This is a genomic window from Arthrobacter sp. BPSS-3, assembly GCF_044628475.1.
Lineage (GTDB): Bacteria > Actinomycetota > Actinomycetes > Actinomycetales > Micrococcaceae > Arthrobacter.
In genome coordinates this window covers 1-26,761 of the sequence record NZ_JBIMMV010000008.1, presented here as the reverse complement: position 1 = coordinate 26,761, position 26,761 = coordinate 1, and the positions used below count along the sequence as shown (strand labels likewise).

Annotated in this window: 26 protein-coding genes; 6 read left to right on the top strand and 20 right to left on the bottom strand. The window is 70.0% G+C overall.

All coding sequences use genetic code 11. The features are described from left to right. Nucleotides 1-87: 87 nt before the first annotated feature. From ACFVY3_RS12905 to lysS, 4 genes are all read right to left on the bottom strand, one after another. Complete coding sequence (locus ACFVY3_RS12905; RefSeq protein ID WP_290257002.1) at nucleotides 88-2,580, bottom strand: ATP-dependent Clp protease ATP-binding subunit; 2,493 nt, start codon at nucleotides 2,578-2,580, stop codon at nucleotides 88-90. Between the two features lie 348 nt (nucleotides 2,581-2,928). Further along, nucleotides 2,929-3,255: an Lsr2 family protein gene (locus ACFVY3_RS12900; RefSeq protein WP_290257003.1), complete on the bottom strand. Its 327-nt coding sequence runs from the start codon at nucleotides 3,253-3,255 to the stop codon at nucleotides 2,929-2,931. 129 nt (nucleotides 3,256-3,384) lie between these two features. Next, nucleotides 3,385-3,579, bottom strand: a complete 195-nt coding sequence (locus ACFVY3_RS12895; RefSeq protein WP_290257004.1) for a hypothetical protein — start codon at nucleotides 3,577-3,579, stop codon at nucleotides 3,385-3,387. Between the two features lie 2 nt (nucleotides 3,580-3,581). Beyond that, entirely contained in the window at nucleotides 3,582-5,111 is a 1,530-nt protein-coding gene (lysS, locus tag ACFVY3_RS12890) for a lysine--tRNA ligase (protein WP_400160014.1), read from the bottom strand. An 89-nt stretch (nucleotides 5,112-5,200) separates the two neighbouring features. Between lysS and ACFVY3_RS12885 the strand changes: the two genes are divergently transcribed. Next, a complete protein-coding gene (locus tag ACFVY3_RS12885; RefSeq protein WP_290257006.1) occupies nucleotides 5,201-5,824 on the top strand; it encodes a thymidine kinase in 624 nt (207 codons plus the stop codon). 9 nt (nucleotides 5,825-5,833) lie between these two features. Next, nucleotides 5,834-6,667 carry an alpha/beta fold hydrolase gene (locus ACFVY3_RS12880; RefSeq protein ID WP_290257008.1) on the top strand — a complete coding sequence of 278 codons (834 nt, stop codon included), beginning with the start codon at nucleotides 5,834-5,836 and terminating at the stop codon, nucleotides 6,665-6,667. Between the two features lie 54 nt (nucleotides 6,668-6,721). On the opposite strand, the gene ACFVY3_RS12875 is transcribed toward ACFVY3_RS12880, so the two are convergent. The 15 genes from ACFVY3_RS12875 to dacB form a co-directional block, all read right to left on the bottom strand. Continuing rightward, nucleotides 6,722-8,269 (bottom strand): MDR family MFS transporter, encoded by a 1,548-nt coding sequence (locus ACFVY3_RS12875; protein ID WP_400160013.1) that lies wholly within the window; start codon nucleotides 8,267-8,269, stop codon nucleotides 6,722-6,724. Between the two features lie 106 nt (nucleotides 8,270-8,375). Next, nucleotides 8,376-9,263 (bottom strand): pantoate--beta-alanine ligase, encoded by an 888-nt coding sequence (gene panC / locus ACFVY3_RS12870; protein ID WP_400160012.1) that lies wholly within the window; start codon nucleotides 9,261-9,263, stop codon nucleotides 8,376-8,378. A 25-nt stretch (nucleotides 9,264-9,288) separates the two neighbouring features. After that, nucleotides 9,289-10,185, bottom strand: a complete 897-nt coding sequence (locus ACFVY3_RS12865; RefSeq protein ID WP_290257011.1) for a Rossmann-like and DUF2520 domain-containing protein — start codon at nucleotides 10,183-10,185, stop codon at nucleotides 9,289-9,291. Beyond that, on the bottom strand, nucleotides 10,178-11,785 hold the full coding sequence (locus ACFVY3_RS12860; protein ID WP_400160011.1) for a PH domain-containing protein: 1,608 nt from the start codon (nucleotides 11,783-11,785) through the stop codon (nucleotides 10,178-10,180). Before ACFVY3_RS12860 ends, ACFVY3_RS12865 begins: the two co-directional genes overlap by 8 nt. Beyond that, nucleotides 11,782-12,294 (bottom strand): PH domain-containing protein, encoded by a 513-nt coding sequence (locus ACFVY3_RS12855; protein ID WP_400160010.1) that lies wholly within the window; start codon nucleotides 12,292-12,294, stop codon nucleotides 11,782-11,784. The genes ACFVY3_RS12860 and ACFVY3_RS12855 overlap by 4 nt, the downstream gene beginning before the upstream one ends. Continuing rightward, on the bottom strand, nucleotides 12,275-12,799 hold the full coding sequence (locus tag ACFVY3_RS12850) for a DUF3180 domain-containing protein (RefSeq protein WP_364135908.1): 525 nt from the start codon (nucleotides 12,797-12,799) through the stop codon (nucleotides 12,275-12,277). The genes ACFVY3_RS12855 and ACFVY3_RS12850 overlap by 20 nt, the downstream gene beginning before the upstream one ends. After that, a complete protein-coding gene (gene folK / locus ACFVY3_RS12845; RefSeq protein ID WP_400160009.1) occupies nucleotides 12,796-13,368 on the bottom strand; it encodes a 2-amino-4-hydroxy-6-hydroxymethyldihydropteridine diphosphokinase in 573 nt (190 codons plus the stop codon). Before folK ends, ACFVY3_RS12850 begins: the two co-directional genes overlap by 4 nt. Then, nucleotides 13,365-13,724, bottom strand: a complete 360-nt coding sequence (folB, locus tag ACFVY3_RS12840; protein ID WP_290257016.1) for a dihydroneopterin aldolase — start codon at nucleotides 13,722-13,724, stop codon at nucleotides 13,365-13,367. Before folB ends, folK begins: the two co-directional genes overlap by 4 nt. A 12-nt stretch (nucleotides 13,725-13,736) precedes the next feature. Beyond that, nucleotides 13,737-14,654, bottom strand: a complete 918-nt coding sequence (folP, locus tag ACFVY3_RS12835) for a dihydropteroate synthase (protein WP_400160008.1) — start codon at nucleotides 14,652-14,654, stop codon at nucleotides 13,737-13,739. Between the two features lie 12 nt (nucleotides 14,655-14,666). After that, complete coding sequence (gene folE, locus ACFVY3_RS12830) at nucleotides 14,667-15,329, bottom strand: GTP cyclohydrolase I FolE (RefSeq protein ID WP_400160007.1); 663 nt, start codon at nucleotides 15,327-15,329, stop codon at nucleotides 14,667-14,669. 9 nt (nucleotides 15,330-15,338) lie between these two features. Next, a complete protein-coding gene (ftsH, locus tag ACFVY3_RS12825) occupies nucleotides 15,339-17,405 on the bottom strand; it encodes an ATP-dependent zinc metalloprotease FtsH (RefSeq protein WP_400160006.1) in 2,067 nt (688 codons plus the stop codon). Nucleotides 17,406-17,606: 201 nt separating this feature from the next. Further along, entirely contained in the window at nucleotides 17,607-18,158 is a 552-nt protein-coding gene (gene hpt, locus ACFVY3_RS12820) for a hypoxanthine phosphoribosyltransferase (protein ID WP_290257019.1), read from the bottom strand. A gap of 29 nt (nucleotides 18,159-18,187) precedes the next feature. Continuing rightward, nucleotides 18,188-19,276 (bottom strand): tRNA lysidine(34) synthetase TilS, encoded by a 1,089-nt coding sequence (gene tilS / locus ACFVY3_RS12815; protein ID WP_400160148.1) that lies wholly within the window; start codon nucleotides 19,274-19,276, stop codon nucleotides 18,188-18,190. A gap of 140 nt (nucleotides 19,277-19,416) precedes the next feature. After that, nucleotides 19,417-20,556: a zinc-dependent metalloprotease gene (locus tag ACFVY3_RS12810; RefSeq protein WP_400160005.1), complete on the bottom strand. Its 1,140-nt coding sequence runs from the start codon at nucleotides 20,554-20,556 to the stop codon at nucleotides 19,417-19,419. 74 nt (nucleotides 20,557-20,630) lie between these two features. Continuing rightward, nucleotides 20,631-22,202: a D-alanyl-D-alanine carboxypeptidase/D-alanyl-D-alanine-endopeptidase gene (dacB, locus tag ACFVY3_RS12805; protein WP_400160004.1), complete on the bottom strand. Its 1,572-nt coding sequence runs from the start codon at nucleotides 22,200-22,202 to the stop codon at nucleotides 20,631-20,633. A 153-nt stretch (nucleotides 22,203-22,355) separates the two neighbouring features. Between dacB and ACFVY3_RS12800 the strand changes: the two genes are divergently transcribed. From ACFVY3_RS12800 to ACFVY3_RS12785, 4 genes are all read left to right on the top strand, one after another. Beyond that, nucleotides 22,356-22,844, top strand: coding sequence for an inorganic diphosphatase (locus tag ACFVY3_RS12800; protein WP_290257022.1), 489 nt, complete (start codon nucleotides 22,356-22,358; stop codon nucleotides 22,842-22,844). 162 nt (nucleotides 22,845-23,006) lie between these two features. Continuing rightward, nucleotides 23,007-24,332: a carboxylesterase family protein gene (locus tag ACFVY3_RS12795; protein WP_400160003.1), complete on the top strand. Its 1,326-nt coding sequence runs from the start codon at nucleotides 23,007-23,009 to the stop codon at nucleotides 24,330-24,332. Nucleotides 24,333-24,335: 3 nt separating this feature from the next. Next, nucleotides 24,336-25,094, top strand: coding sequence for a DUF429 domain-containing protein (locus ACFVY3_RS12790; RefSeq protein WP_400160002.1), 759 nt, complete (start codon nucleotides 24,336-24,338; stop codon nucleotides 25,092-25,094). A 66-nt stretch (nucleotides 25,095-25,160) separates the two neighbouring features. Further along, on the top strand, nucleotides 25,161-25,760 hold the full coding sequence (locus ACFVY3_RS12785; RefSeq protein WP_400160001.1) for a hypothetical protein: 600 nt from the start codon (nucleotides 25,161-25,163) through the stop codon (nucleotides 25,758-25,760). Here the strand turns inward: ACFVY3_RS12785 and ACFVY3_RS12780 are convergent. Then, on the bottom strand, nucleotides 25,757-26,602 hold the full coding sequence (locus ACFVY3_RS12780; RefSeq protein ID WP_400160000.1) for an HAD family hydrolase: 846 nt from the start codon (nucleotides 26,600-26,602) through the stop codon (nucleotides 25,757-25,759). The two genes, ACFVY3_RS12785 and ACFVY3_RS12780, sit on opposite strands and share 4 nt — an antisense overlap. Nucleotides 26,603-26,761: the final 159 nt, after the last annotated feature.

Genomic DNA, 26,761 nt, shown 5'->3' with positions numbered 1-26,761 from the left:
GGCTTAACGACGACGGCCCCGGCCGCTCCCTCGAGGGAAGCGGCCGGGGCCGTTGCGTCTGGTGCCGTGCGGAGCGGCTCACCGGCCCTAGTGGGTCGGCGCGATCTCCGGGATGCTCGGCTTGGCATTGCCGGCGAAGGTGAACTTCGCGTCGTCGCCCTCGCCCTCGACGTCGACCACCACGATGTCGCCGGAGTGCAACTCACCGAAGAGGATCTTCTCGGAGAGCTGGTCCTCGATCTCGCGCTGGATGGTGCGGCGCAGCGGCCGGGCACCCATCGCGGGGTCGTAGCCGCGGGTGGCCAGGAGCACCTTGGCCGCGGGCGTGAGCTCGATGCCCATGTCCTTGTCCTTGAGGCGGCGCTCCAGGCGGGTGACGAACAGGTCGACAATCTCGATGATCTCGTCCTGGGTCAGCTGCGGGAAGACCACGACGTCGTCAACACGGTTCAGGAACTCGGGGCGGAAGTGCTGCTTGAGCTCCTCCGTGACCCGGGCGCGCATCCGGTTGTAGCCGGTCTGCGTGTCCGTGCCGGACTGGAAGCCGGTGGCGACGCTCTTGGAGATGTCCCGGGTACCGAGGTTGGTGGTCATGATGATCACGGTGTTCTTGAAGTCCACCACGCGGCCCTGGGAGTCGGTCAGGCGGCCGTCTTCCAGGATCTGCAGCAGCGAGTTGAACAGGTCCGCGTGGGCCTTCTCCACCTCGTCGAAGAGCACCACGGAGAACGGACGACGCCGGACCTTCTCGGTCAGCTGGCCGCCTTCCTCGTAGCCCACGTAGCCCGGAGGGGCACCGAAGAGCCGCGAAACGGTGTGCTTCTCGGAGTACTCGGACATGTCCAGGGTGATCAGCGCGTCTTCCTCGCCGAACAGGAACTCCGCGAGGGCCTTGGCCAGCTCGGTCTTGCCGACGCCGGTGGGGCCGGCGAAGATGAATGAGCCGCCGGGACGCTTCGGGTCCTTGAGGCCTGCACGGGTGCGGCGGATCGCCTGGGACAGGGCCTTGATGGCCTCGTCCTGGCCGACGACGCGCTTGTGCAGTTCCTCTTCCATCTTCAGCAGGCGCGAGGACTCTTCCTCGGTCAGCTTGAAGACCGGGATGCCGGTGGAGTTCGCGAGCACCTCGGCGATGATGTCCTCATCCACCTCGGAGATGTCGTCCATGCCGCCGGTCTTCCACTGGCGTTCCTTCTCGGCGCGTTCGGCAATGAGCTTCTGCTCCTTGTCGCGCAGCGAGGCGGCTCCTTCGAAGTCCTGGGCGTCGATCGCCGATTCCTTCTCCAGCTTCATGGCCGCAATCTTCTCGTCCATCAGCTTCAGCTCCGGCGGAGCGGTCATCCGGCGGATGCGCAGCCGGGCGCCGGCTTCATCGATCAGGTCGATGGCCTTGTCCGGCAGGAAGCGGTCCGAGATGTAGCGCTCGGACAGGCTCGCGGCCGAGGCGAGGGCGCCGTCGGTGATGGTCACGCGGTGGTGCGCCTCGTAGCGGTCACGCAGGCCCTTGAGGATCTCGATCGCGTCCGCGACGGAGGGCTCCTTGACCTGGATCGGCTGGAAGCGGCGCTCCAGGGCGGCGTCCTTCTCGATGTGCTTGCGGTACTCGTCCAGCGTGGTGGCGCCGATGGTCTGCAGCTCGCCGCGGGCCAGCATGGGCTTCAGGATCGAGGCCGCATCGATGGCGCCCTCGGCCGCGCCCGCACCCACCAGGGTGTGGATCTCGTCGATGAACAGAATGATGTCGCCGCGGGTGCGGATCTCCTTGAGGACCTTCTTCAGGCGCTCTTCGAAGTCACCGCGGTAACGGGAGCCTGCCACCAGGGAACCGAGGTCCAGGGTGTAGAGCTGCTTGTCCTTGATGGTTTCCGGGACGTCGCCGCGGACGATCGCCTGGGCCAGGCCCTCGACGACGGCGGTCTTACCGACACCGGGTTCACCGATCAGGACGGGGTTGTTCTTGGTGCGGCGGGAAAGGACCTGCATGACGCGTTCCATTTCCTGCTCGCGGCCGATCACGGGGTCAAGCTTGTTCTCCCGGGCGGCCTGGGTCAGGTTCCGGCCGAACTGGTCGAGGACGACCGAGCCGGCGGGGGTACCCTCGGCCTGGCCGGCGCCGACACCGGCTCCTGCGGATTCCTTGCCCTGGTAGCCGGAGAGCAGCTGGATGACCTGCTGGCGGACCCGGTTGAGGTCTGCTCCGAGCTTGACCAGCACCTGGGCGGCAACGCCTTCACCCTCGCGGATGAGGCCGAGCAGGATGTGCTCGGTGCCGATGTAGTTGTGGCCGAGCTGCAGGGCCTCGCGCAGGGAGAGTTCCAGCACCTTCTTGGCCCGCGGCGTGAAGGGGATGTGACCGGACGGCGCCTGCTGGCCCTGTCCGATGATCTCCTGCACCTGCTCGCGGACGCCGTCGAGCGAAATGCTCAAGGACTCGAGGGCTTTGGCGGCAACACCTTCACCCTCATGGATCAGACCCAAGAGGATGTGTTCGGTACCGATGTAATTGTGGTTCAGCATGCGTGCCTCTTCTTGGGCAAGCACAACTACGCGACGGGCACGGTCCGTAAATCGCTCAAACATTTCGCCACACTCCTAGCTACGACGTACTTTGATGCTACGTGGCGGTCTTCGTAATTTGTGGCTTGTTCGCCACAGGGGAAACCGGGGCGGTTGCGGGGACCCGGGCGGCGTGCACGGCCCGTGTATGCGCTCCTCCCCGGTTACCTCCGCCGCACCAGGCCGGGTGGTCCCCGGAAACGGCCCAAACACTGCCCGGCCGGGCTCCGGCGTCGGCACGCCGGGCCAGCCTCCGGACGGTAACCGGGGAGGAACGTACGGACCCCGGACGCAGCGAAGCCCCCACCGGATGGCGGGGGCTTCGCTGTAGGCAATTCGTTCCGGCCCTAGGGGCCGGAAACGGCGCCAATCTTAGGAATTGGCCTTTTGGTAGGCTTCCTGAATTTCGGCCTGGATTCGGCCGCGGCTGTTGACCGCGTAGCCATTGTCACGGGCCCACTGGCGAATCTGGGCCGAATCCTGATTTCGGCCGCTGGCGGCCTTCGTGCGGGTGGGCCGGCCGGCGGACGTTTTGCGGGCCTGGCCCACATAACGTTCGAGCGACGAGCGCAGTTCTGAAGCATTGTTGGCCGACAGGTCAATTTCGTAACTGACGCCGTCCAGCCCAAACCGGACGGTTTCGTCCGCGGATCCCCCATCCAGATCATCCACGAGGATGATTTCAACTTTCTGTGCCATAAAGACTCTCTTTTCGAAGGAGGAGCATTTAGAAAAGCAGGATGTAACTGTAAAAAGTATCCATCGCTTTATGGCACCGAGTCAAAGCGAAAACTACGCTGTGGGAAAACAGCGTCGGCTAATGACTTTCTAGGGCTGTTCCGGGGAATGCCCCTGATCCGGCGCGGAATTCGCGGCCGGGGCGTTTACTGCTGCGTCGGCTTCCGCCTGGGCGCGGGCCTCGGCCTGGCGTTCGGATTTATCGGCGTTGAATATTGCCTTCATCACGAACCAGAAAATGAGGCCCACCACCACGGAGGGCAGCAGCACGGCAATGTAATCCATGATCAGTTGCCTTCGGGCTTGAGCAGCGGGAACAGGATGGTCTCGCGGATGCCCGCACCGGTGAACAGCATCACCAGCCGGTCGATGCCGAGGCCGATGCCGCCCATCGGCGGGGCGCCGTATTCGAGGGCCCGGAGGAAGTCCTCGTCCAGCTGCATGGCCTCGACGTCGCCGGCGGCGGAGCGCAGCGACTGTTCGGTGAGGCGTTCGCGCTGGATGACGGGGTCGATCAGCTCGGAGAACGCGGTGCCGCGCTCCATGCCGCCGATGATCAGGTCCCAGGCCTCGATCAGGCGGCCGTCCTCACGGTGCTGGCGGGCCAGCGGCTGCGCGGACGGCGGGTAGTCGTACACGAAGGTCGGGTTCAGCAGGGTGGGCTCGACCAGTTCGCCGAAAAGTTCGACGACGAGCTTCTCCGCGTCCCAGGCGGCGTCCACCTTGACCTCGTGCTTTTCCGCGAGGGCCAGCAGCTCGGCGGCGGGGGTGTCCGGGGTGATCTCCTGGCCGACGAAGTCGGAGAGGCCCGGGTAGACGGCCATCCAGGCCCAGTCGCCGTCGAGGTTGATCTCGCCGGCCTCGGTCTGCAGCACCCGGCCCACGCCGGCGGCGTCCGCGGCGTCGAGGATGATCTCCTTGATCCGGTCCGCCATGACGAACTGGTCGGCCCAGGCCTCGTAGCTCTCCAGGGTGGTGAATTCGGGGCTGTGCGTGGAGTCGACGCCCTCGTTCCGGAAGACGCGGCCCATGTCGTAGACCCGGTCGATGCCGCCGACGACCGTGCGCTTGAGGTAGAGCTCGGTGGCGATGCGCAGGGTCATCTTCTGGTCGAACGCGTTCATGTGCGTCTCGAACGGGCGGGCGGTGGCGCCGCCGTGGACTAGCTGCAGCATGGGGGTCTCCACCTCCACGTAGCCCTGGCGGTGCAGGGTCTCGCGGATGGAGCGGGTGATTGCGGCGCGGGTGTAGACCATCTCGCGGGCCTCGTCGCGGACGATCAGGTCCACGTAGCGCTGGCGGACGCGGGTTTCCTCGTTCAGTTCAGCGTGCAGCACGGGCAGCGGGCGCAGGGCCTTGGACGCCATGGACCAGGACTCGGCCATGACGGAGAGCTCGCCGCGGCGGGAGGAGATGACCTCACCCTTGATGAAGACGTGATCGCCGAGGTCCACGAGGGACTTCCAGTCGGCGAGCGCCTCCTCACCGACGTTGGCCAGGCTGAGCATGACCTGGAGGCGGACCGCCTTGCCGTCGAGGCCGCCCTCCTGCAAGGTGGCGAAGCAGAGCTTGCCGGTGTTGCGGATGAAGACGATGCGGCCGGTGACACCGACGACGTCGCCGGTGGTCTCGTCGGCGACGAGGTGGGCGTACTTCTCCCGGATATCCGTCAGCGAGTGGGTCCGCTCGACGCCCACGGGGTAGGCCTCGATCCCGCGCTCGATCAGCTTCGCGCGCTTTTCCATCCGGACCAGGGTCTGTTCGCTGGCCTCGGAGTGCTCGGGCGTGTTCGGGGCAGGGGTGTTATGGGAAGTCACAATCCCTAAGTTTACCGGGGATTCCTGAGCGCCCGGGATCGGGGGCGGTGGCACTAGAATCGGGGGCGACCGCTCCTGAAAGGACCCCCTTGGCCAAGCTCTACTTCCGCTACGGCGCGATGAACTCCGGCAAGTCCACGGGCCTGCTGCAGGCGGCCTTCAACTACGAGGAACGCGGCCAGCGGGTGCTGCTGGCCAAGCCGGACATCGACACCAAGGGCGACACCGCCGTCGTCTCCCGCCTGGGCATGACCCGCGACGTCGATTTCCTGATCCCGGCGGGCGCATCCGCGCGGGAACTGTTCTCCGCCCTGGCGCACGGGGATGATCCGGACGCGCTGCTGCAGCACGTGGACACCCCGCCGGTGGCCTGCCTGCTGGTGGATGAGGCGCAGTTCCTGACGCCGGAGCAGGTGGATGACCTGTTCCGGATCGCCGTCCTGGACAACGTCCCGGTGCTGGCCTACGGCATCCGCACGGACTTCCGGACGCGCGCCTTCCCGGGGTCGCTCCGTCTGCTGGAGATCGCGCACACCCTGGAGGAGCTGAAGACGATCTGCCGCTGCGGTCGCAAGGCGATCTTCAACACCCGCCGGATCGGCGACCGGGTGGTGTTCGACGGCGAACAGGTCGCCATCGACGGCCAGGACGCCTGGTACGAATCCCTCTGCGGCTCCTGCTATCTCGAGGTATCCGGCGGCCGGCTGGGCTAGGCTCAAGCCATGACGCGCGAGAACATCCACACCCCCGACGGCGGAACCCTCGAGTTGTTCAGCACGGGGGCGGAACTGTCCGCGGCCGGCTCCGGCGTCGTCGTCGTGTCCGCCTCGATGGTGACCGCCGCCGACTACACCAAGTTTGCGCAGAAGCTCAGCGCCTCCCTCGGCCGGCCGGTCCACACCTTCAACCGCCGCGGCCGCGGTGGCTCCTCCCCGCAGCCGGAGGACTACACGCTGGACGTGGACATCCACGACCTCGACGCCGTGATGAAACACACCAACAGCACGGACGTGTTCGGGCACAGCTTCGGCGGTGCCGTCGCCCTGCACGCCGCCCGCACCCTGCCGGTGGAGCGGCTGGCGGTCTACGACCCGGCCGTCTCGGTCAACCACAGCGTCACCGCCGACTGGATCCCCGAGTATGAGCGCCTCACCGCCGCCGGCGACGACGACCGGGCTCTGGCCGTGCTGGTCCGCGGGCTGGAGACCGGAAGCGCCGTTTCCCGGATGCCGCTGTCCATGCTGACCCTGGCCAACAAGCTGACCGCCGGGACCCCCGTGGGCAAGCAGCTGCGGGAGCTGATGAAGACCGGCGTCCGCGAGATCAAGGCGATCATCGCCGCCGACATGCCCGCCGAACCGTTCCTGGCCCTGCCGCTGGAGACCCTGATCGTGGTGGGCGAGAAGAGCCCGGCGTACTTCGGCGTGGCCTGCGCCCAGATCCACGACGTGCTCTCCGGTTCGAGCTACACAATCCTGCCGGGCATGGGCCACGACGGCGTGAATAAGGCCCCGGAGAAGCTCATCACCGAGCTGAGCGCCTTCTTCGCCGGCTGACGCCGCTCCCCCAGCGGCGACAGCCAGTGGCCCGGTTCTCAGTGGCCGGTTCTCTCAGTGGCCCGCGGGCCCTGCCGCCCCTTCGGTCTTGCGCATCAGCAGTGAGAGCACGAGCGCGGCGACGGCGATCGCCGCTGCGGTCAGGAATGCCGCGTGCATGCCCGCTGCCGGACCGGACGAGACGGAGACCACCGCGAAGATCGAGACCAGCAGCGCGGTGCCGGCCGCGCCGGCCACCTGCTGCAGCGTGCTCAGGATGGCCGAGCCGTGGGAGTACAGGTGCGGCGGCAGCGGGTTCAGCCCGGTGGTGAAGGCGGGGGTGAACAGCAGCGCCAGGCCGAGGCTGAGGGTCACGTGCAGGCCGATGATCCAACCCACCGGGGACTGTGCGTCCAGTCCGGCCAGCTGCCAGAGCGAGAGCACCATCAGCACGGAACCGGTCACGGTCAGCGGCAGCGGGCCCACCTTGTCGAACAGCCGGCCGATCACCGGGCCCAGCAGCCCCATCGCGAGGCCGCCCGGGAGCAGCACCAGGCCGGTCTCCAGCGACTTGAGGCCGCGGATTTCCTGCAGGTAGAGCGGCAGCAGGATGACTGCGCCGAAGAGCGCGACCATTGCCACCACCAGCAGCAGCACGGAGACGGTGAACATCCGGAAGTTGAAGGCCCGCAGGTCCAGCAGCGGCTCGTCCCGCTTCTGCAGCCGCAGCTGCCGGAACACGAACGCGGCCAGGGCCACGACGCCGACGGCGAGCGCGGCGACGGCGGGGGCGGGCGGCCCGGAGGTGCCGCCGCCGATCTGGCTCAGCCCGTAGACCACGCCGCCGAAGGCCGGGATGGTCAGGACCACGGAGAGGGCGTCCAGGCGGGTCTTCTCGTTCTCGCCGATGTTGCGCAGGTACTTGGCGCCGATCGCGAGGGCCAGCAGGGCGATCGGCAGGACGAAGACGAACATGAAGCGCCAGGAAAAGTTCTGCAGGATCAGGCCGGAGACGGTGGGACCCATGGCCGGGGCCACCGAGATCGCGATGCTGACGTTGCCCATGACCGCGCCGCGCCGGGAGATCGGCACCAGGGTCAGGATGGTGGTCATCAGCAGCGGCAGCATGATGGCGGTGCCGGCGGCCTGGACGATCCGGGCCAGCAGGAGCACCGGGAAGCCCGGGGCGAGGGCGGCCAGCAGGGTGCCGCCGGAGAACAGTCCCATGGCCAGCATGAAGACGGCCCGGGTGGTCAGCCGCTGCAGGATGAACCCGGTGGTGGGGATGACCACGGCCATGGTCAGCATGAAGCCGGTGGCCAGCCACTGGACCGTGGGCGCATCCACGCGCAGGTCCACCATGAGCCGCTGCAGCGCCACGTTCATGATGGTCTCGTTCAGGATCACCACAAAGGTGGCCACCAGCAGGGTGGCGATGACCGTCACGGACTCGCGGGACAGCTTCTCCGGCGCGGGTTTGGCCGCGCGGGCGTTCGCGGCCGGGGAGCCGGCGGGGATTTCCGCGCGGTTTCCGGTTCCGGTGCTCTCTGCGTCGGTGCTTTTGGCGTCGATCCGGGGCGGGGCCAGGCCCTCCTGGACGGTGGAACGGGATTCTTCAGGCATGGGGTTCCCTCGGGGATGCGATGGCGGATTGGCGGACATGGCCGCCACTACGATTCTCAACCCTCCGGCCGGAAAGGTCATTCCCTCCCGGCGGACTATTTGTTCCCTAGGAGTCCAGGGGCACGTTGTCGATCAGCCGGACCGGGCCCACCTTGGCAGCGATGAGCACCAGGGCTTCGCCCCGGAACGGCGTCTCGCGGCAGTTCTCCGCGAGCGGCTCAAGGGTGAGCGGATCGACGACGTCGAAGTAGTCCATTTCCACGAGCGGCTGGGATTCCACCAGCGCGCGGGCGGAGTCCAGGTCGAGGGGTTCGTGCGCGTTCGCCCGGTCCTCCACCAGCCGCAGCGCCCGCGAGAGGACCAGCGCGGCCTCGCGTTCGGCGTCGGAAAGGAAGCGGTTCCGGCTGGAGAGCGCCAGCCCGTCCGCCGACCGCACGATCGGGACGGCCACGATCTCCACCGGGAAGTTCAGGTCCGCCACCATCCGGCGCACCAGGGTCAGCTGCTGGGCGTCCTTCTGGCCGAAGTACGCCCGGTAGTCGGCCCGGCCGGCACCAGGCAGCCCGTAGTGCAGCAACTTCGCCACCACGGTCAGCGCGCCGTCGAAGTGCCCGGGGCGGGAGGCGCCCTCCCACTTCTCGGCCAGCGCGCCCGAGGTGATCCGGACCATCGGCTCCCCGCCGGGGTAAACCTCGTCGACGGACGGCGCGAAGACCAGGTCCACGCCCTCCGCCTCCAGCAGCGCCAGGTCCGCCTCCAGCGTGCGCGGGTAGCGTTCAAGGTCCACGGCCTCGCCGAACTGCAGCGGGTTAACGAAGATGGTGGCCACCACCACGTCGTTCTGCGCGACGGCGGTGCGCGCCAGCGCGGCGTGGCCCTCGTGCAGGGCGCCCATGGTGGGGACGATGCCCTGGGAGCTGCCGCCCTTTTCGGTGAGCAGGCGGGCACTCTCGGCACGCAGCTGCGCGGCGGTGGTCACCAGCTGGATGGGCATATCGGGGTCCTTCCTCAGGAAACGGTCAGTCCGGTGCGGCGCCGTCGAGCGCCTGGCGGATGCCGTCGACTTGGTCCGGCCTGAGCAGCCCGCGGCTGCCCGCGCGGCGGGCCGTCGCCCGCGCCATGGCCAGGTAGGCCTCCAGAATATCCCCGCCAGAGCCGCCGTCGAGGTCGCGCAGCGCCTCCGCGTGCGCGGCGACGGTGCCGGCGTCCCCGCGGGCCACCGGGCCGGTCAGCGCCGACTCACCGGAGGCGAGGGCATTCTCGAGGCTGGCGCGCAGCAGCGGGCCCAGCATGCGGCCGGGTTCCTCGACGCCCACCTCGCGCAGCATTTCCGCGGCCTGCGCCACCAGGGTGACCAGGTGGTTCGAGCCGTGGGCCAGGGCGGCGTGGTACAGCGGCCGGTCCCCCTCGGCGATTGCGACGGGCTCGGCCCCCATCTCCACCACCAGGGCCTGGGCGATGGGCAGCATGGCCGGGTCCGCGGTCACGCCGAAGGTGCAGTCCAGCAGGCGGGTCAGGTCAAGGCTCATCCCGGTGAAGGTCATGGCCGGGTGCAGGGCCAGCGGCACGGCGCCGGCGGCACGGACCGGATGCAGGATGCCGACGCCGAAGCGCCCGGAGGTGTGGGCCACCAGCTGCCCCGGCTGCCAGGCGCCGAGTTTCGCGAGCCCGTCCACCAGCGGGCCGAGGGCGTCGTCCGGGACGGCCAGCAGCACCAGTTCGGCGCGTTCGACGATGTCCTGGATCTCCAGGACCGGCACGCCGGGCAGGAGCGTGTCCGCCCGTTCACGGCTGGCCTCGGAGACGGCGGAGACGCCGACGACGGCGTGTTCGGCGGCGCGCAGGGCCGCCCCGAGGACGGCTCCGACCTTTCCGGCGCCGATGATTCCGACGCCGAGGCGTCCTGGCTTAGCCATGCTGTGGGCCTTCCTGTGGATCTTCGGCGGGGTTCCCCGCCGGCTGGGGTTTGGGGCTCAGGCGTGCAGCTTGGGCCAGGAGCAGGGCGCGGCCTTCGGCCAGACCCGCCTGGATCACCCGGGGGGCCACCGGTCCGGAGGTGGTGTGCAGGACCAGGTCCACGACGCCGAAGCGCCGAGCCACGGGTCCCTGGTGCAGGGCGATGGACTGGGTGCGTCCGTGCGGCACCACGGTCAGGTGCCGCCACCAGCGGCCGGTGCGGATCAGCAGCGCACTGCCGGTCACGGCGAAGCCATTGCGACGCCATCCCAGCGGCGCGAGCAGCCGGGCGCGGCGCGGGGTGGTGGTGAAGCCGCCGTCGGTATCTCCGATGGTGTGGGCGGGGTCCCGCCGGGCCTGGATGCGGGCTGCGGGCGCCAGCCCGCTCAGCCCGGCGGCGAGGACGGCGTGGGCGTCAGGGCCCTCGGCTTCCGCGGCGAAGGATTGATCGGAGCCCGGCCGCGCGGCCCCATCGGGCAGCACCAGGTCCAGCAGCGCGGTCACGTCCTGCAGGGTGCCGACCGGCAGCAGGGTGGTCCGGGCGGATCGTTGGCCGTCTTGGCCGGGCGTCCCGTAGCCGGCGACGTTGACCTGGATGCGGTACCAGCCCAGCGGCCGCCAGAGCGGCGGCTGGCTGATCCGCAGGGCCTGGATCCTGCCCGGCGGGAGCGTCTGGGCGAGGGTGTCCAGCAGCCCGTACTGGAGCCGGATTCCGGCCTGGGAGGCAGCCGCGGTGAAGTTGTAGCCCTTGCTGAAGGAGGTCCAGAAGCCGGCCAGGATGCCGAGCCCGGCGGGGACCAGGTAGAAGGAGAAGCTCCGGTTCTCCGTGAAAGCGGAGAACAGCACTGACGCAGCGGCACCCAGCAGCAGGGCCACGGCCTGCTCGCTGAGCAGCAGTGAACCGGCCAGGCGTCGGGGCGGGACGGCCAGCACCGGCCGTTCGGGCGGGTCCGCGGGCGCGGCCGGTCCGGGCGGCGCCGCAGGTCGCGCAGCGAGCTGTGCATCGGGCTGTGCATCATGTCCCTGGGCGACGGGTACGGCGGCGGCCTGTCCCGCAGCGCCCCGCAGGGCGGCCTCGCGAACGGCGGCGTCGAGGATGGCGGCGCGCAGCCGGCGGGCCTCCGCGACGCGCAGGTAGGCCAGGTGCACCGCCGACTGCCCGGCGTCGGCCACCTCGAAGCGCAACTCTGCGAGGCCGAAGATGCGGGCCAGCAGCGGCTGGACGACGTCGATCGCCTGGACCCGGTCCAGCCGCGCCTGCCTGTGCTGCTTGACCAGAACGCCGGTGGTGACCCGGACGAAGCCGCCTGCCACCTGATAGCGGGTGAAGTACCAGCTCAGGACGAAGCCGGCCACCACCAGCAGCAGCATGGTGCCGCCGCCCAGCAGCAGCCAGGGCGCGCGGCCCGCGAAGCGCTCGTCGAAGACCGGGCCGCCGCGCAGCAGTCGTTCGGCGGCGTCGCGGCCGAAGAAGAAGAACAACGCCGCGAGTGCCAGCCAGCCGCGGACAAACGGCGAGGCGGGGTGCACCCGCTGCCAGTTGTCGGTGCCGCCGTTCACAGTCCGGCCAGCCGGGCCTCGCCGCGGGCGGTCAGCTGCTCCCGGAGCCGGGCGCCCTCCGCGGCGGGCAGGCCCGGGATCACGGCACTGGTCCCGGCGGAGGCGGTGTGGAGTTTCAGCGTGCAGAGCCCCAGCGCCCGCTCCACGGGTCCGGCCGCGATGTCCACGTACTGCATCCGGCCGTAGGGAACCACCAAGGTGCGCTGGAAGAGGATGCCGCGGCGGATCAGCAAATCATCGAGGCGTTCGGCGTAGCCGACGGCGCGGACCTGGCGCGGAATCAGCACCAGCCGCCAGAGGGCCAGCAGCAGGTAGGCGGACGGCAGCGCGACGGCGAACCACAGCGGCGGCCACCGCCACGCTCCGGCGAGCACCAGAGCCAGCGGCAAGGCCAGGGCGGCGGTGACGAGCACGGTTTCGGCGCCCCAGCCCAGCAGGCGGGCCGTCAGGTAGCGCGGCGAGACCCGCAGCCAGGAGATGCCCGGCGGATCAATCGCCTCGGTAGGCATATTCGCCTTCGGCTTCCGGTTTTCCGCGCTTCCCGGCCACCCCCGGGGGCTTGCCTGCGTCGCCGTCCTCCGGCGGGATGCGGCAGAACCGCTCCACCATCAGCCCCACCACGATCATCACCAGGCCGCCGCCAGCCATGGCCGCAATCTGCCAGGTGATGGCCTGGCCGCTGCGGACATTCCAGAGCCGGAGCTGGTCCATGAAGATCCCGGCATGCCAGCCGAGCAGCATGGCGCCGGTGTAGGCGCAGGCCTGGGCGAGAACCAGGGTCCAGGCGGCCAGGATGGGGTTCAGCAGCTGTTTCTTCTTGCCGTTGCGCCAGCGCAGCACCCGGATGCCCAGCACCAGGGTAAGGACCACGATCACGCCCATGGTGATCAGGCCGGTCAGCGGCAGCACCGGGGTGGCCAGGCTGTAGCGGGCCGCCAGCAGGGTCGCGGCCCAGCCGGCGGCGGCCAGGCCGACGCCGATCACCAGTAGCACCAGCGGGTTGGTCAGCTTCATGGCGACACCGCCGGGCCGTTGGCGCCGTTGAGTTCCTCGAAGCCGTCGAAGGGGGCCAGGTCCCGGAAATCGGCGGCCCGGACGGCGAGATCGGCGACGCGTTCGCCGCCCAGTTCCGCCGCGGGGTCGATCAGGGACCACGGGTACAGCACGAAGGCCCGCTCGGCCGCGCGCGGGTGCGGCAGCGTCAGGACCGGGTCGTCGCTGACCAGCTCGCCGTAGGTGACGATGTCCACGTCCAGGGTGCGGGGGCCCCAGTGGACCTCCCGGACCCGGTGGTGCTTCCGTTCCACGGCGTGGCAGTGGTCCAGGAGCTGGCGCGGGGACAGGGAGGTCTCGACGGCGATGACCATGTTCAGGAAGTCCGGTTGGTTGGGCGGGCCGCCGACGGCCTTGGTCTGCACGATCGGCGAGATGGCCAGCAGCCGCACCTCCGGCGGGTCAACGAGGTCGGCGACGGCGGCGGAGAGGGTGTCGTTCCGGGCGCCGAGGTTGCTGCCGAGCGCCAGGACGGCGCGGGTGTACGTGGCGGGTTCCGGCGTAGCCGGGGCGTGGGCGGCGGAGCTCATGGGCGTTCCCGGTGCACGCTGACGGCAACGTCGCCGAAGTGGACCTGAATCGGGGCCTTGGGCTTGTGCACGGTGATGTCCACGGCGGTGACCGGGAAGCGTTCCAGCAGGTCCTCGGCGATCCGGACGGCCAGGGCCTCGATCAGGTTCACCGGCGCACCGGTGATCCAGCCACGGATGCATTCGGCCACCTCACCGTAATGCGCCGTGTCCAGCACGTCGTCGCTCGCGGCGGCGGCGGTGAAGTCCAGGTGCAGGACGGCGTCGACGACGAAGGGCTGCCCCTCGCGCCGTTCGAAGTCGAACACGCCGTGGTGCCCGACGGCGGTGACGCCGCTGAGCGTGATCCGGTCCATGGTTCCGCCGGCCTAGCTGTTGCCGGACGGGGTCATCCGGGCGGCGGCCTTGACCGCGTCGAGGTTCGGCCCGACGTCGTGGACCCGGACGGCCCAGGCGCCGCGGAAGGCGCTGATCGCGGTGATGGCGGCGGTGGCGGCGTCGCGGTCCCCGGGGGCGGCGGCCTTGCCGGCGACCGTGAGGAGGCTGCCCAGAAAACGCTTCCGGGATGCGGCCACCAGCACCTTGTGGCCCATCGCCTGCAGCACGTCCAAGTGCTGCAGGAGCTCCCAGTTCTGGGCTTCGTTCTTGGCGAAGCCCAGTCCCGGGTCCACGATGATCTGCTCCGGCGCGGCGCCGGCGGCGACCAGCTTGTCGCGGACGCCGGCCAGCTCGGCCGCCACGTCGGCGGCGACGTCCCGGTAGTCGGTCAGGGAGTCCATGGTGCGGGCGTCCCCGCGGCGGTGGGTGAGGACGTAGGGCACCTTGCTGCGGGCCACGAGTTCCACCATCTCCGGTTCGATGGTCAGGCCGGAGACGTCGTTGATGATGGCGGCGCCAGCGGCCAGAGCCGCCTCGGCCGTGGCGGCGTGGGTGGTGTCGATGCTGACCAAAGCGCCGGCCTTCACCAGCGCCTCGATCACGGGCAGCACGCGGCGCTGTTCCTCGTCCGGGGTGACCTCGGCGGCGCCGGGGCGGGTGGACTCGCCGCCGACGTCGATGATGTCCGCGCCGGCGTAGTACATCCGCAGCCCGGCGGAGATGGCCTGTTCCGGGGTGGCGTGGCGGCCGCCGTCGCTGAAGGAGTCGGGGGTGACGTTGAGGATTCCCATGACCAGGGTGCGGTTCGTGGGCAGGTCCTTGAAGGCGGCGGCCGGCCTCGGCTTCCGCAGCACGGGCAGCGGCGAGGTGGCAGGCCCGGTTCCGGGGGCTGCGGCGAGGGAGTCCATAGTGTGTCTTTCTTACCTTCCGAGGATGAGGCTCATGGCTTCGGCGCGGGTGGCCGGGTCATGCAGTTGCCCACGGACCGCGCTGGTGACGGTCTTCGCACCGGGTTTGCGGATGCCGCGCATCGACATGCACAGATGCTCGCATTCGACGACGACGATCGCGCCGCGGGGCTTGAGGTGGGTGGTGAGCGCCTCGACGATCTGGGTGGTGAGCCGTTCCTGCACTTGCGGGCGGCGGGCGAACAGGTCCACCAGCCGGGCCAGCTTGCTCAGGCCGGTGACCTTGCCGTCGTGCGAGGGGATGTACCCGACGTGAGCGACGCCGTGGAACGGCACCAGGTGGTGTTCACAGGTGGAGTAGAACGGGATGTCCTTGACCAGGACCAGTTCCTCGTGGTCCAGGTCGAAGGTGGTGGCGAGGATTTCGGCCGGGTCGTGGTGCAGGCCGGCGAACATTTCCGCGTAGGCCTTGGCCACCCGTTTCGGGGTGTCCAGCAGGCCGCTGCGGTCCGGGTCTTCGCCGATGGCGAGCAGGATTTCGCGCACCGCCGCCTCGATCCGGGGCCGGTCCACCAGGGTGGCGGTGCCGCCGTCGGCCCCTGCCGGCTCGGAATTCTCCGGGCGGAAGGGAGCGGCGGCGGCCGAAACGTCGTCGTCGTCGAAGTAGGAAGTCACAGCAAAAGCCTAGCCGGGAAGGCCGTCAGGCCCCAGATCCGTGGTCCCGCCCTGGAAGGGCTCCTGGCCGGGGACGCCCTGGGCGTGCGGCGGGCGGGTGTCCAGCGGTTCCTCCAGGCGGGCCTGGGTGGCTTCCTCCTGCGCCTCCCGTTCGGCCTTTTCCTGGCGGGACTCCACCGGGCCGACGTCGTGGATGGGCCGGGTCTCCTTGGAGAGCCAGATCTCGCGGAAGTCGCGCTTGCGGATATCCGCGAAGACCTGGGCGATCTCGTTCTGGTTCAGGGTCTCGCGCTCGAGCAGCTCGAGGGCCAGCTGGTCCAGGACGTCGCGGTTGGCGGTCAGGATCTCGTACGCCTCGTCGTGGGCGTTTTCGATCAGGCGGCGGACCTCCTCGTCAACGACGTAGGCGATCTGGTCCGAGTAGTTGCGCTCGTGCCCGGCGTCGCGGCCCAGGAACGGCTCGCCGCCGCCCTGGCCGAGGCGGACCGCGCCGACGCGCTCACTCATGCCATATTCGGTGACCATCTTCCGGGCGATGCCGGTGGCCTTCTCGATGTCGTTGGAGGCGCCGGTGGAGGGGTCGTGGAAGACCAGTTCCTCGGCGACGCGGCCGCCCATGGCGTAGGCCATCTGGTCCAGGAGCTCGTTGCGGGTCACGGAGTACTTGTCGTTCTCCGGCACCACCATGGTGTAGCCGAGGGCCCGGCCGCGGGGCAGGATGGTGATCTTGGTGACCGGGGCGGAGTTCCGCAGGGCCGCGGCGACGAGGGCATGGCCGCCTTCGTGGTAGGCGGTGACCTTGCGCTCGTGTTCCTTCATGACGCGGCTGCGCTTCTGCGGGCCGGCCATGACGCGGTCGATTGCCTCGTCCAGCGCGCGGTCGTCGATCAGGTTCGCGTTGGAGCGCGCGGTGAGCAGCGCGGCCTCGTTGAGCACGTTGGCCAGGTCGGCGCCGGTGTAGCCGGGGGTCTTCTTGGCCACGGCCTTGAGGTCGACGCCGGGAGCCATCGGCTTGCCCTTGGCGTGAACCTTGAGGATCTGGTCACGGCCGATCAGGTCCGGGGCCTCGACGGAGATCTGCCGGTCGAAGCGGCCGGGGCGCAGCAGCGCCGGGTCCAGCACGTCGGGCCGGTTGGTGGCGGCAATCAGGATGACGTTGGTCTTGACGTCGAAGCCGTCCATCTCCACGAGGAGCTGGTTGAGGGTCTGCTCGCGTTCGTCGTTGCCGCCGCCGATGCCGGCGCCGCGGTGACGGCCGACGGCGTCGATCTCGTCGACGAAGATGATTGCCGGGGAGTTGGACTTGGCCTGTTCGAAGAGGTCGCGGACGCGGGAGGCACCGACGCCGACGAACATTTCAACGAAGTCCGAGCCGGAGATGGAGAAGAAGGGGACGCCGGCCTCGCCGGCGACGGCGCGGGCCAGCAGCGTCTTACCGGTGCCGGGAGGGCCGTAGAGCAGCACGCCCTTGGGGATCTTGGCTCCGACGGCCTGGAACTTGGCCGGTTCCTGGAGGAATTCCTTGATTTCCTGGAGTTCCTCGACGGCCTCGTCCGCGCCGGCGACGTCGCTGAAGGTCACCTGCGGCATGTCCTTGTTGACCATCTTGGCCTTGGACTTGCCGAACTGCATGACCTTGGAGCCGCCGCCCTGCATCCGGGAGAGCAGGAACCAGAAGAGCACACCCAGCAGCAGGACCGGAACCAGCAGGGAGAACAGGCCGGAGAACCAGTTGCTCTCGACCGGCTGGTCGGTGAAGCCGCTCGGCGGCTTGGAGTCGGTGACTGCCTTGACGACGTCGGCCGCGCGGGCGTTGACGAAGTAGAACTGGACGTTCTTGCCCTTGTCCTGGCCGTCGATCTGCAGGTTGTCCTTCAGGACCAGGTCCACTCGGTTCTCGGCGTCGAAAATCTTGGCCTGTTCAACCTTGCCGCCGTCGGTCAGGAGCGCCAGGCCCTTGTCCGTGTCGATGCGGCTCGACCCGCCCGGGGCGAGGGTGGCAAAGGCCAGCAGGAGCATGCCGATGACGACGACAATCCAGATGCCGGGGCCCTTGAAGAAACTCTTAGCTTTCATCTGATCGGGGGCTGGCCCCGTCCCTCCTGGTAGTGCTGCACGGCGTCCCATGGGCGCGCGTGTGGTGCTGCGTCAGTCTAGCTATACACCGTCGCTGTACCTCACGCACGGTCGGGATCAAAAGTTCCCTATGGGCGTAGCGGAGGGCGGGGTCCGGCCCGGCCGCCGGGTCCCGTGGGCGCCGGCGGCGGCGCGGCGGACTTACTCGTAGACGTGCGGGGCGAGGGTGCCCACGAAGTCCAGGTTGCGGTACTTCTCTGCGTAGTCCAGGCCGTAGCCGACGACGAATTCGTTCGGGATGTCGTAGCCGACGTACTTGACGTCGATCTGGACCTTGGCCGCGGTGGGCTTGCGGAAGGCGGTGCAGATTTCCACCGACGCGGTGCCGCGGGATTCCAGGTTGGTCTTGAGCCAGGACAGGGTCAGGCCGGAGTCGATGATGTCCTCGACAATCAGGACGTCCTTGCCCATCAGGTCCGTGTCCAGGTCCTTGAGGATCCGGACGACACCGGAGGACTGGGTGCCGGAGCCGTAGGAGGAAACGGCCATCCAGTCCATGGAGACGTGGCTGTGCAGCGCGCGGGCGAGGTCGGCCATGACCATCACGGCGCCCTTGAGCACGCCGACGATCAGCAGCTCGCGGCCCTCGTAGTCCCGGTCGATCTCTGCGGCGAGTTCGGTGATGCGGGACTGGATCTGTTCCTTGGAGTAGAGAACGTGCTTAAGGTCCGCCTGGACGTCGTTTGAATCCACCAATGGCTCCTGTGTAGATGCGGGTGCGACTAATCTTGGGGCCGTTTGTGAGGCCGGAATACTAGCTTCCCACAGCGGGCCGCCTCGCGGGGAACGCCGCCGGCGGCCGGGCCGCCCTCCGCGGGGTGGCCGGGCGCCTGGTCGGACGGCTGACCGGCCGCCTGACCGGCCGCCTGGAGCTGGGCGAGCGAGAGCCGGTAGACGCTGACGCCCCCGGGCAGCTGAACGGGTCCGGCCGATCCCCGGCGGCGCAGCAGGTCCTCCGCGGCGAGCAGGCGCTGGTGGCTGGGTTGCTGGCCGCCGACCTCGGCCGCGGCCTTCGCGATCACCCGGAACCTGAGCGCGGCCGGCAGGGCGCGGAGCTCGTCCTCGGGCAGGCCCAGGTCGCCGCCGTCGTAGGTCTTCAGCGTGAGGTACGTGTCGTTCGCCACGGCGTCGAGGTAGTCGGCGTCGGCCTGCAGGATGGCCGCGGTGCGGGCGAGGGATTCGGCGACGCCGGGGCCGAGTTTCTCCTCCAGCATCGGCAGGACCTCTACCCGGGTGCGGGAACGGGCGAAGGCCGGGTCTGCGTTGCTCGGATCGTGCCAGGGGTCCAGGTCTTCGGCCGCACAGATTTCCAGCGTCTCGGCCCGCCGCAGGCCCAGGAACGGCCGGAGCAGCCGCCCGCGGGCCGGCCGCATGCCGGCCAGGGAGCGGGTGCCGGAGCCCCGGGCCAGGCCCAGCAGGACCTGCTCGGCCTGGTCGTCCAGGGTGTGGCCGAGCAGGATGGCCTGCGCTCCGGCGTCATCCGCGGCCGCGTCCAGGGCGGCATGCCGGGCCTCCCGGGCGGCGGCCTCCGGCCCCATCCCGGTGGCGGCGACGGTGACGGTCCGGATCTCCACGGGAGCCAGTCCCAGCTCCCGCAGCGCCGCCGCGGCGGCCCGGGCGACTTCCGCGGAGCCGGGCTGCAGCTGATGGTCGACGACGACGGCGCCGACACTGATCGGGTGGCCGTGCACGTGGCCGCGGCGGGCGAAGTACGCCGCGGCGGCCGCGAGGGCCAGGGAATCCGGGCCGCCGCTGCAGGCGACCAGTACGCGTTCGGGGTAGCCGGCGTCGGCGAGGGCCGTCTCGAGCAGCTTCCGCGCCTTGCCGAGCACGGGCGAGAGGCGGCCGGGCCGGCGCCGGCCGGCGGGACGTACGGCGCTTTCGCTGGCGGGCTGGGTGGTGTCGGCGTGGGCGTCCGCGGTGGCGGGTTCGTTCGTGGGGCTCATGCCGCTTAGAGGCCCATCCGTTCGACCCAGAGCTTGGGGTCGTGGATTTCGGGTTCGGTGGGCAGGTGGTCCGCGGACTCCCAGACCCGGTTGAAACCGGCCATGCCGACGGCGTCCACCACCTCGCGGACGAACTTGGAGCCATCGCTGTACTGACGCATCTTGGCGTCCAGGCCGAGCAGGCTGCGGATGAACTTCTCCACCGCGCCGCGGTCCTTGCCGCGGGCGTTGAAGCGCTGCCTGATGGTCTTCACCGACGGCACGATGCTGGCATCCACCGCATCCATGACCACGTTGGCGTGGCCCTCGAGCAGGCTCATCACGGCGGTCAGGTGCGAGATCGCGGCCTTCTCCTCGGGGTCCTGCAGCAGGTCCAGGATGGCGCCGCGGCCGGGGGCTGCGCCGGGAGCGGACCGGTCCTTGAGCGACCTGGCCGCCGCGGCGGCGCGTTCCATGATCGAGTCGACGTTGCCCAGCAGGTGCCCGCTGAGGCCCTCGATCTGGTCCAGCATGTGGTGCCGCAGCCAGGGCGCGGCGGCGAACTGGACCCGGTGGGTCTGCTCGTGCAGGCAGACCCAGAGCCGGAAGTCCTCGGGAGCGACGTTCAGTTCCCGCTCCACCGAGATGATGTTCGGCGCCACCAGCAGCAGGCGGCCGGCGGCCGGGGCCGTGGAGCCGGGGGCCAGGGCGGAGAACGGGTCGTACTGGCCGAGGACCTTGCTGGAGAGGAAGGCCAGGATGGCGCCGAGCTGGCTGCCGGTGATGGCGCCGCCGACGCTCGCGCTGCCGGGGCTGATGCTGCCGCGGCGGCCCTCCAGCATCTTCTCGATGGCGGGCTGCAGCATGACGGCGAAGCTCTGGGTGTTGGCCTTGGCCCAGGAGGCGCGGTCCACCACCAGGACGGAGGAGTCGCGCAGGTCCCGGGCGGCCTCGAGGCCGGTGATGTCGTGGACGTGCGGGACGGAGAGGTCGGCCATCAGGCGGAGGTTCTCCACCGCGGTTCCGATTTCCTTGGCCCCGAGCGTGGGACCGGCCGGGGTGAGCCGCGCGGCAGTGGACGCCGCGAGCTCCCAATTCACCAGGGCCTGGGCCTGGGCTGACGTCTCTGCTGATCCGGCGCGCGAGGGGGTCTCCATAGTCCCCATCAGATCACAGGGCCCGGGCCACCGCACAGGAATCCGTCCCGGACCGGGCCCGTTTCGACGGTTCGGGCAATTCCTCAGCGGCAGCCGCAGGCCGCGAGGGTGGAGGCGGTCCGGTCCAGGGCTTCCTTGTTCCCGGTAGCCCCGGGGGTCAGGCCGTTGCCGATGAAGGAGAAGACCAGGAGCCGGCCGTCGGCGTCCACCACGTAGCCGCTGAGGGCGATCACGGAGTTCAGCGTTCCGGTCTTGGCGCGGACCAGGCCCGCGCCGGCGGCGGTGGTGGCATCCGTGTACCGGCTGCCGAGCGTGCCGGTCAGACCGGCCACCGGGAAGCCGGCCAGGGCGGAGCGGAGCCGGGTGTCGGGGCCGTTGGTCATGGCCCGAACCAGTTCCGTGAGCTGCCGGGCGGTGACCCGGTTCTCCAGGGTGAGCCCGGCCAGGTCCGCGGCGTGCAGGGTGTCGGTGGGGATCTTGAGTTCCTGCAGCTGCTTCAAGACGGCGGCGATGGCGCCTTCGCCGCTGCCCGGCTGCCCACTGGCCAGTGCGACCATCCGGCCCATGACCTCGGCGAGGTAGTTGTCCGAGGTGCGCAGCAGCAGGTCCACCTGTTCGCCGACGGTCGCGGATTCGGCCTCGGCCAGCACCGCCCCGGCGCGAGGGCCGGCATCCGCCGCTTCGGACGAACCATCTGACGAACCGTCGGACGCGACGCCAGCGCCCTTCTCTGCCGGATCCTTGCTCCCCTGGCCCTTGGCGCCCGCTTCCTGCATGGGCGCCTTGGCGCGCACGACGCCGGGTGCCACGGTGATGCCGGCCTCGCCGAGCCGGGCGGCGAAGGCCTCGGCGGCGGTCATGGCCGCGTCCTGAGGCCGGGCCCCTGCGGTGCTGCCGGGCGCGAACCGGGCCCCGTTCAGTGCCAGCGGGAACAGCGGTGCCACCTCGCCGGCGGCCACGTCATCCGGGCTCCAGGCGGGGCTGAGCGACGGGCCGGAGAAGAGTGAATCGTCCAGCTGCACGGTAACGGGACCGGTCACGCCTGCCTGCCGGAGGGCCGTTACGGTGGACTTGGCCAGGGTCGCAAGGCCGGCGTGGCTCAGCACTGCGTCCGGGGCGGAATCCCCGGCGCCCAGCAGCACATCCCCGCCGCCGGTGAGGACCACGGTGCCGGGGGTGGCGCCGGCGATCACCCGGGTGGTGAAGCGGCGGTCCGGGCCGAGGGTTCGGAAGGCCGCGGCCGCGGTGAGCAGTTTGATGTTCGATGCCGGCGCCCGGCCCTCGTCGGCCGCCCGGTCGAAGAGGACCTCGCCGGTAGCGGCGTCCTGCACCATGCCGGTGAAGGTGCCGCCGCCGTCGGTCTTCAGGGTGGCGTTGAGCCGCTCCGCGAGGGTGGCCGCGTTGGCGACGGGGGCGGCGTCGTCGAGCGGTTTAACCGCGCCGGGGACGGCGGTGAGGGCCGACGGCGGGAGCTGCCACGGGCCCGCCGCGGGCACTGCCGGGGGACGGGACGGGCCGGCGAATCCGGGGCCGAGGGCGAAACCGGCGGGGATTAAGAGCGCGATGACCAGCAGCCCCAGCAGAACGGCCGGGACGGTCCGGCGCCACCCGGCGGCCGGGGAATCCTGCCCGCGCGGGCCCGTTGTGCGTGTCATGGTGCTGATGGTCCTTAGTTCCGAAATGTCCCCACTAGTTCCTGAAACCAGGGCCTGTCGCTATATCCTCAATAATAGTCGGCGGTACCGGGTGGCCTTTTTGGGGCGCCAGCCCGTGCCGCGCATCCCCTTACATCCGTCGAGGAGCATTCCATGAAGCATGACGTGACCATCGAGATCCCCAAGGGATCGCGCGTCAAGTACGAAGTCGACCACGAGACCGGCCGCGTCCGCCTGGACCGCGTCCTGTTCACCTCCATGCAGTACCCCACGCACTACGGTTTCTTCGAGAACACCCTGGGCGAGGACGGCGACCCGTTGGACGCCCTGGTCCTGCTGCAGGACTTCGACCTGCACCCCGGCGTGATCGTCGAGGCCCGCCCGATCGGCGTGTTCAACATGACCGACGACGGCGGCGGGGACGCCAAGGTCCTCTGCGTGCCGGCCGACGCCCGCTTCGACCACATCAACGAGATCAGCGACGTAAGCGAGTTCCTGATCAAGGAAATCGAGCACTTCTTCACCCGTTACAAGGACCTGGAGCCGGGCAAGTGGGTCAAGGCCGAGGGCTGGGGCGACCGCGCCGCCGCCGAAGCCGAGCTGGAAGCCTCGATCAAGCGCTTCGTTCCGCACGCTCACTAAGGCCGCGTCGGCAACCGACCGATTCTTCCCTGCCGGGGCCACCCGCGCCGACCGCCCATCTGGGGCGGCGGCGCCGGGTGGCCTTCGGCGTTTAACGAGGGAGTCTTGATCAGCGGCGGACACTGCCAGCCGTGAATCAGGAAGATGTGAAATCGTTGGTTCATGACCACAGAGCCCGCGTTTAACCCGCCCTGCGGCCCCGTGACCGGCTGGCACGACGGCGAGGTGCTGCGCGCCACCGGCATCCCCTATGCCTCGGCCGCCCGGTTCCAGCCGCCGGCACCGGCGCCGGGATGGACCGCGCCCTTCGCAGCGACCACCCTCTCCCCCGCCTGCCCGCAGGCTCCCGTGCCGTTCCTGGATGACATCCTGGGCACCCGGTACGGCGAACTGCCCGGCAGCGAGGACTGCCAGCGCCTCTCCATCACCATCCCGGCGGGCCTGGGCCCGGACGAGCGGGTCCCGGTGATGGTGTGGCTGCACGGCGGCTCCTACACCTCCGGCTCGGGCGACCTGGCAATCTTCGACCCCAAGGCCCTGGTCGCGGAGAACCGGGTCATCGTCGTCTCGGTCACCTACCGGCTTGGCCTCTTCGGCTACCTCGCCGCCGGCGACGGCCGCCCGGCGAACCTGGGGCTGCTGGACCAGCTGGAGGCCTTCCGCTGGGTCCGCCGCAACATCGCAGCGTTCGGGGGCGACCCGGAGAACGTGACCGCCTTCGGCCAGTCCGCGGGCGGGGATGCCGTCGCCCACCTGATGGCCGTGCCGGAGGCGCCGTCGCTGTTCCGCCGCGCCATCATCCAGAGCGCCCCGCTAGGCATCACCCGCGGACGCGACAAGATGAGCGCCGCCATGGGTGCCGCGGCCCAACACATCACGGAAGACACCCCGGCACTGGATGTCGTGGCCGCCGAGGCCAGTGTGGCGCGTACGGCCCGGAAGTTCGGACTCGCCTCAGCCATGCCCTTCGGCACCCAGTACGGCCACGACCCGCTGCCGCCAGAGGCCGCCATTGAAGAGGCCTGGGACGCCGCAGCCCCCGGGATCGAGGTCCTGATCGGACACACCACGGAGGAGGCGCGGATGTTCCTGCCGCGCAACCGCGTCGTGGGCCGGATCGGCCGGGTCCCGGTGCTGGGGAACGCCGTCGTCAAGGCCGTCAACTGGGCCGTCACGGAGGCCGTCTACGGCCGGGCGACGCGGAAGTTCGCCCGCCGCCATGTCCGCGCGGGCGGCCGCGCGCACCGCTACCTGCTCTCCTGGCACGCCCCGGGGAACATCTACGGGGCCGCCCACACCGTGGACCTGCCGCTGCTCTTCGGCGACGAGCAGACCTGGGCCGGGGTAGGCCTGCTCGCGGGCGTCAGCTGGGAGGACGTCAACGTCCCGGGCAAGGCGATGCGGGCGCTCTGGGCCCGCTTCGCCTCCGGCGAGGGGCTCGACGACGACGGCGGGATCCCCGGCGCCCTCCGCTACCGGGCGGTCTGAGCCGTGCGGACCCTCGGGGTGGACCTGGCCGCGGCGACGAAGAAGACCGCGGCCGCCGTCCTCGAGTGGGAGGGCGGGACCGCCCGGCTGGTGCACCTGGCCCTCGACGTTGACGACGCCGACATCGTCCGGCTCTTCGGCGGCTGCGCCATGACAGGCATCGACTGCCCGGTGGGCTGGCCCGACGCGTTCCTGCCCTTCATCGCCGCGCACCTGGCCGGCGAGCCATACCCGGTGCTGGACTATGACGGCATCGAGGGCCGCCGGCTGCTCGCATACCGGGAAACGGACCGCTTCACCACCGGGCTGACCGGCCTGATCCCGCTGAGTGTCTCCGCAGACCGGCTGGCGCACCCGGCGATGCGCTGCGCGGTGATCCAGGCCAAGATCGCCCGGGAGCACGGGCTCCAGCCGCGGGATGGCAGCGGCCGACTGGCCGAGGTGTACCCGGCGGGGTCGCTGAAGACCTGGGGGCTCCTGGCCCGCGGGTACAAGGGCCGGGGCGGCCCCGAGGCGGAGCGGCTGGGCGGGCTGCTGGCCGCGCTGCGCGACGCCGCGCCGTGGCTTGACCTCGCCGGGAACGAAGAACGGCTGGCCGGGTCCGATGACCTGTTCGACGCCGTGATCGCCGCCCTCACGGCCCGGGCCGTGGCGGTGGGGGCAACCGTCGGGCCGGATGAAACGCACGCCGCGGCGGCCCGGACCGAGGGCTGGATCCACGTGCCAACGGGCGGCCTGGACGCCCTCGTGGCCGCCGGATAGACGCCGGATGACGGCCGACGTCGTCCGTTTGCGGCGGCACGGCCACCGGGTAGTGTGGCATCCAGAATGTTCACCCTGACGATCAATCAGACCGACAGCCGTCACGACGGCGACCGCGTGCCGCAGCTCCTCAAGGACCTGCGGCACATTCCGGCGCGCCTCGATTTCGACCGGTCCGTCGAGGATGAGGTCCAGGGCATCGTGGATTGCCCGCGACAGGCTGTGGACGCGGCGCTGATCGCCCTGCGCACCGGCGCCTGGTACGTCGGGATCGGCGTCGGGCCGGTCAACGAACCGCTGCCCAACCAGATCAAGGACGCTTCCGGCCATGGGCTGGTCTACGCCCGGCGGGCCGTGGACCGGCTGCGCAACGGCAAGGAACGGATCCCGGTGGCCGTCGAGGGCCCCCTGGCCGAGCTGGCCGCGGAGGCGGAAGCGGTGCTGCGCCTGCTGGGCCAGATTGTGCACGACCGGAGCGCGGCGGAATGGCGGGTCCTGGACCTGCTGACGCCCGGCGTCCGCGGCCAGCAGAAGGTCGTGGCCGAGGAGCTCGGCATCACCACGCAGGCGGTGAGCAAGGCCGTGGCGCGCGCCCAGTGGAACGAGGAGCACGCCGCACGGCCTGCGGCCGCCCGGTTGCTGTCCCTGATCCTCGAGGTGCGCTAGAGCAGACTGCGCAGCACGTGGGCCGCGCCGTCCTCGAACACCGAGTGGGTGACCTCGTCCGCGGCGGCAATGACCTCGGCGGGAGCCTGGCCCATGGCCACCCCGCGCCGGGCCCAGGTCAGCATCTCGATGTCGTTCCGTCCGTCGCCGACCGCCACGGTGCGGTGCGCCCCGATGCTAAGCCGGCCGCGGAGCTGCTCCAGCGCGCTGGCCTTGGTGACGCCGGCCGCGGCGATGTCCAGCCAGGCGGTCCAGCCCACCGAGTAGGTGACACCGGCGAGCCCGACGTGCCGGATCGCGGCGTTGAATTCCTCCGGGGTGTTCTCCGAGCTGAACACCACGACGCGCACGGCGGTGGCCTCGAGCATGGTCTGGAAGTCCACGCCGATCGCCTCGACGCCGAAGCTGGCGTCCTGGAAGCGCTCGGTGGAGAGGAAGTTGCCGTCGGCGTCCTCGAGGGCGTATTTGGCGGAGGGCAGCCGCTTCCGGAGCGCCCGCAGCGCGGGTCCGGGATCGAAGGTGGCCCTGTGCAGCACCTCGTAGCCGTCGGCGAGGCCGGAGTCGACGCGGAGGGTGACGCCGCCGTTGGAGCAGACGGCGTAGCCGTTCTCGATGCCGATGTGCTCGATGATGGGCAGCGTGGCGCCGAGGGAGCGGCCGGTCGCGATCATCACCTCATGCCCCGCGGCCACCACGGCCTGCGCGGCTTCCCGGACGGGAACGGACATGTGGCCGTCGTGGTCGACGAGGGTTCCGTCGACGTCGAGGGCGATCATCATTTTGTCGTTGGCGTTGCGCTGGTCGTCGTTGCCAGCGACTGAGGTTTCAGTCAATGTAGTCATCCAACAAGTAGAGCAGACACCCCCGACAACCAGCTAGGTGTACTGAGTCAGGACGTTGGTTACATCGTGAATAGGTGAGGACCTCTTAGGTTGGTGGTTACCACACACAGCCAACGACTAAGAGGTCCTCATGTCCCACCGTAATGCCCGCCTGACTCC

What these genes read in the sequence shown, in the direction of transcription:
- ACFVY3_RS12810 (WP_400160005.1), bottom strand. Translation starts at nt 20,556, where the DNA reads ATGGGGACTATGGAGACCCCCTCGCGCGCCGGATCAGCAGAGACGTCA.
- folK (WP_400160009.1), bottom strand. Translation starts at nt 13,368, where the DNA reads ATGAGCTCCGCCGCCCACGCCCCGGCTACGCCGGAACCCGCCACGTAC.
- ftsH (WP_400160006.1), bottom strand. Translation starts at nt 17,405, where the DNA reads ATGAAAGCTAAGAGTTTCTTCAAGGGCCCCGGCATCTGGATTGTCGTC.
- ACFVY3_RS12900 (WP_290257003.1), bottom strand. Translation starts at nt 3,255, where the DNA reads ATGGCACAGAAAGTTGAAATCATCCTCGTGGATGATCTGGATGGGGGA.
- ACFVY3_RS12780 (WP_400160000.1), bottom strand. Translation starts at nt 26,602, where the DNA reads ATGACTACATTGACTGAAACCTCAGTCGCTGGCAACGACGACCAGCGC.
- ACFVY3_RS12850 (WP_364135908.1), bottom strand. Translation starts at nt 12,799, where the DNA reads ATGAAGCTGACCAACCCGCTGGTGCTACTGGTGATCGGCGTCGGCCTG.
- dacB (WP_400160004.1), bottom strand. Translation starts at nt 22,202, where the DNA reads ATGACACGCACAACGGGCCCGCGCGGGCAGGATTCCCCGGCCGCCGGG.
- ACFVY3_RS12785 (WP_400160001.1), top strand. Translation starts at nt 25,161, where the DNA reads ATGTTCACCCTGACGATCAATCAGACCGACAGCCGTCACGACGGCGAC.
- ACFVY3_RS12855 (WP_400160010.1), bottom strand. Translation starts at nt 12,294, where the DNA reads ATGCCTACCGAGGCGATTGATCCGCCGGGCATCTCCTGGCTGCGGGTC.
- folP (WP_400160008.1), bottom strand. Translation starts at nt 14,654, where the DNA reads ATGGACTCCCTCGCCGCAGCCCCCGGAACCGGGCCTGCCACCTCGCCG.
- ACFVY3_RS12875 (WP_400160013.1), bottom strand. Translation starts at nt 8,269, where the DNA reads ATGCCTGAAGAATCCCGTTCCACCGTCCAGGAGGGCCTGGCCCCGCCC.
- ACFVY3_RS12880 (WP_290257008.1), top strand. Translation starts at nt 5,834, where the DNA reads ATGACGCGCGAGAACATCCACACCCCCGACGGCGGAACCCTCGAGTTG.
- panC (WP_400160012.1), bottom strand. Translation starts at nt 9,263, where the DNA reads ATGCCCATCCAGCTGGTGACCACCGCCGCGCAGCTGCGTGCCGAGAGT.
- folB (WP_290257016.1), bottom strand. Translation starts at nt 13,724, where the DNA reads ATGGACCGGATCACGCTCAGCGGCGTCACCGCCGTCGGGCACCACGGC.
- ACFVY3_RS12795 (WP_400160003.1), top strand. Translation starts at nt 23,007, where the DNA reads ATGACCACAGAGCCCGCGTTTAACCCGCCCTGCGGCCCCGTGACCGGC.
- ACFVY3_RS12800 (WP_290257022.1), top strand. Translation starts at nt 22,356, where the DNA reads ATGAAGCATGACGTGACCATCGAGATCCCCAAGGGATCGCGCGTCAAG.
- ACFVY3_RS12905 (WP_290257002.1), bottom strand. Translation starts at nt 2,580, where the DNA reads ATGTTTGAGCGATTTACGGACCGTGCCCGTCGCGTAGTTGTGCTTGCC.
- ACFVY3_RS12895 (WP_290257004.1), bottom strand. Translation starts at nt 3,579, where the DNA reads ATGGATTACATTGCCGTGCTGCTGCCCTCCGTGGTGGTGGGCCTCATT.
- ACFVY3_RS12865 (WP_290257011.1), bottom strand. Translation starts at nt 10,185, where the DNA reads ATGGCTAAGCCAGGACGCCTCGGCGTCGGAATCATCGGCGCCGGAAAG.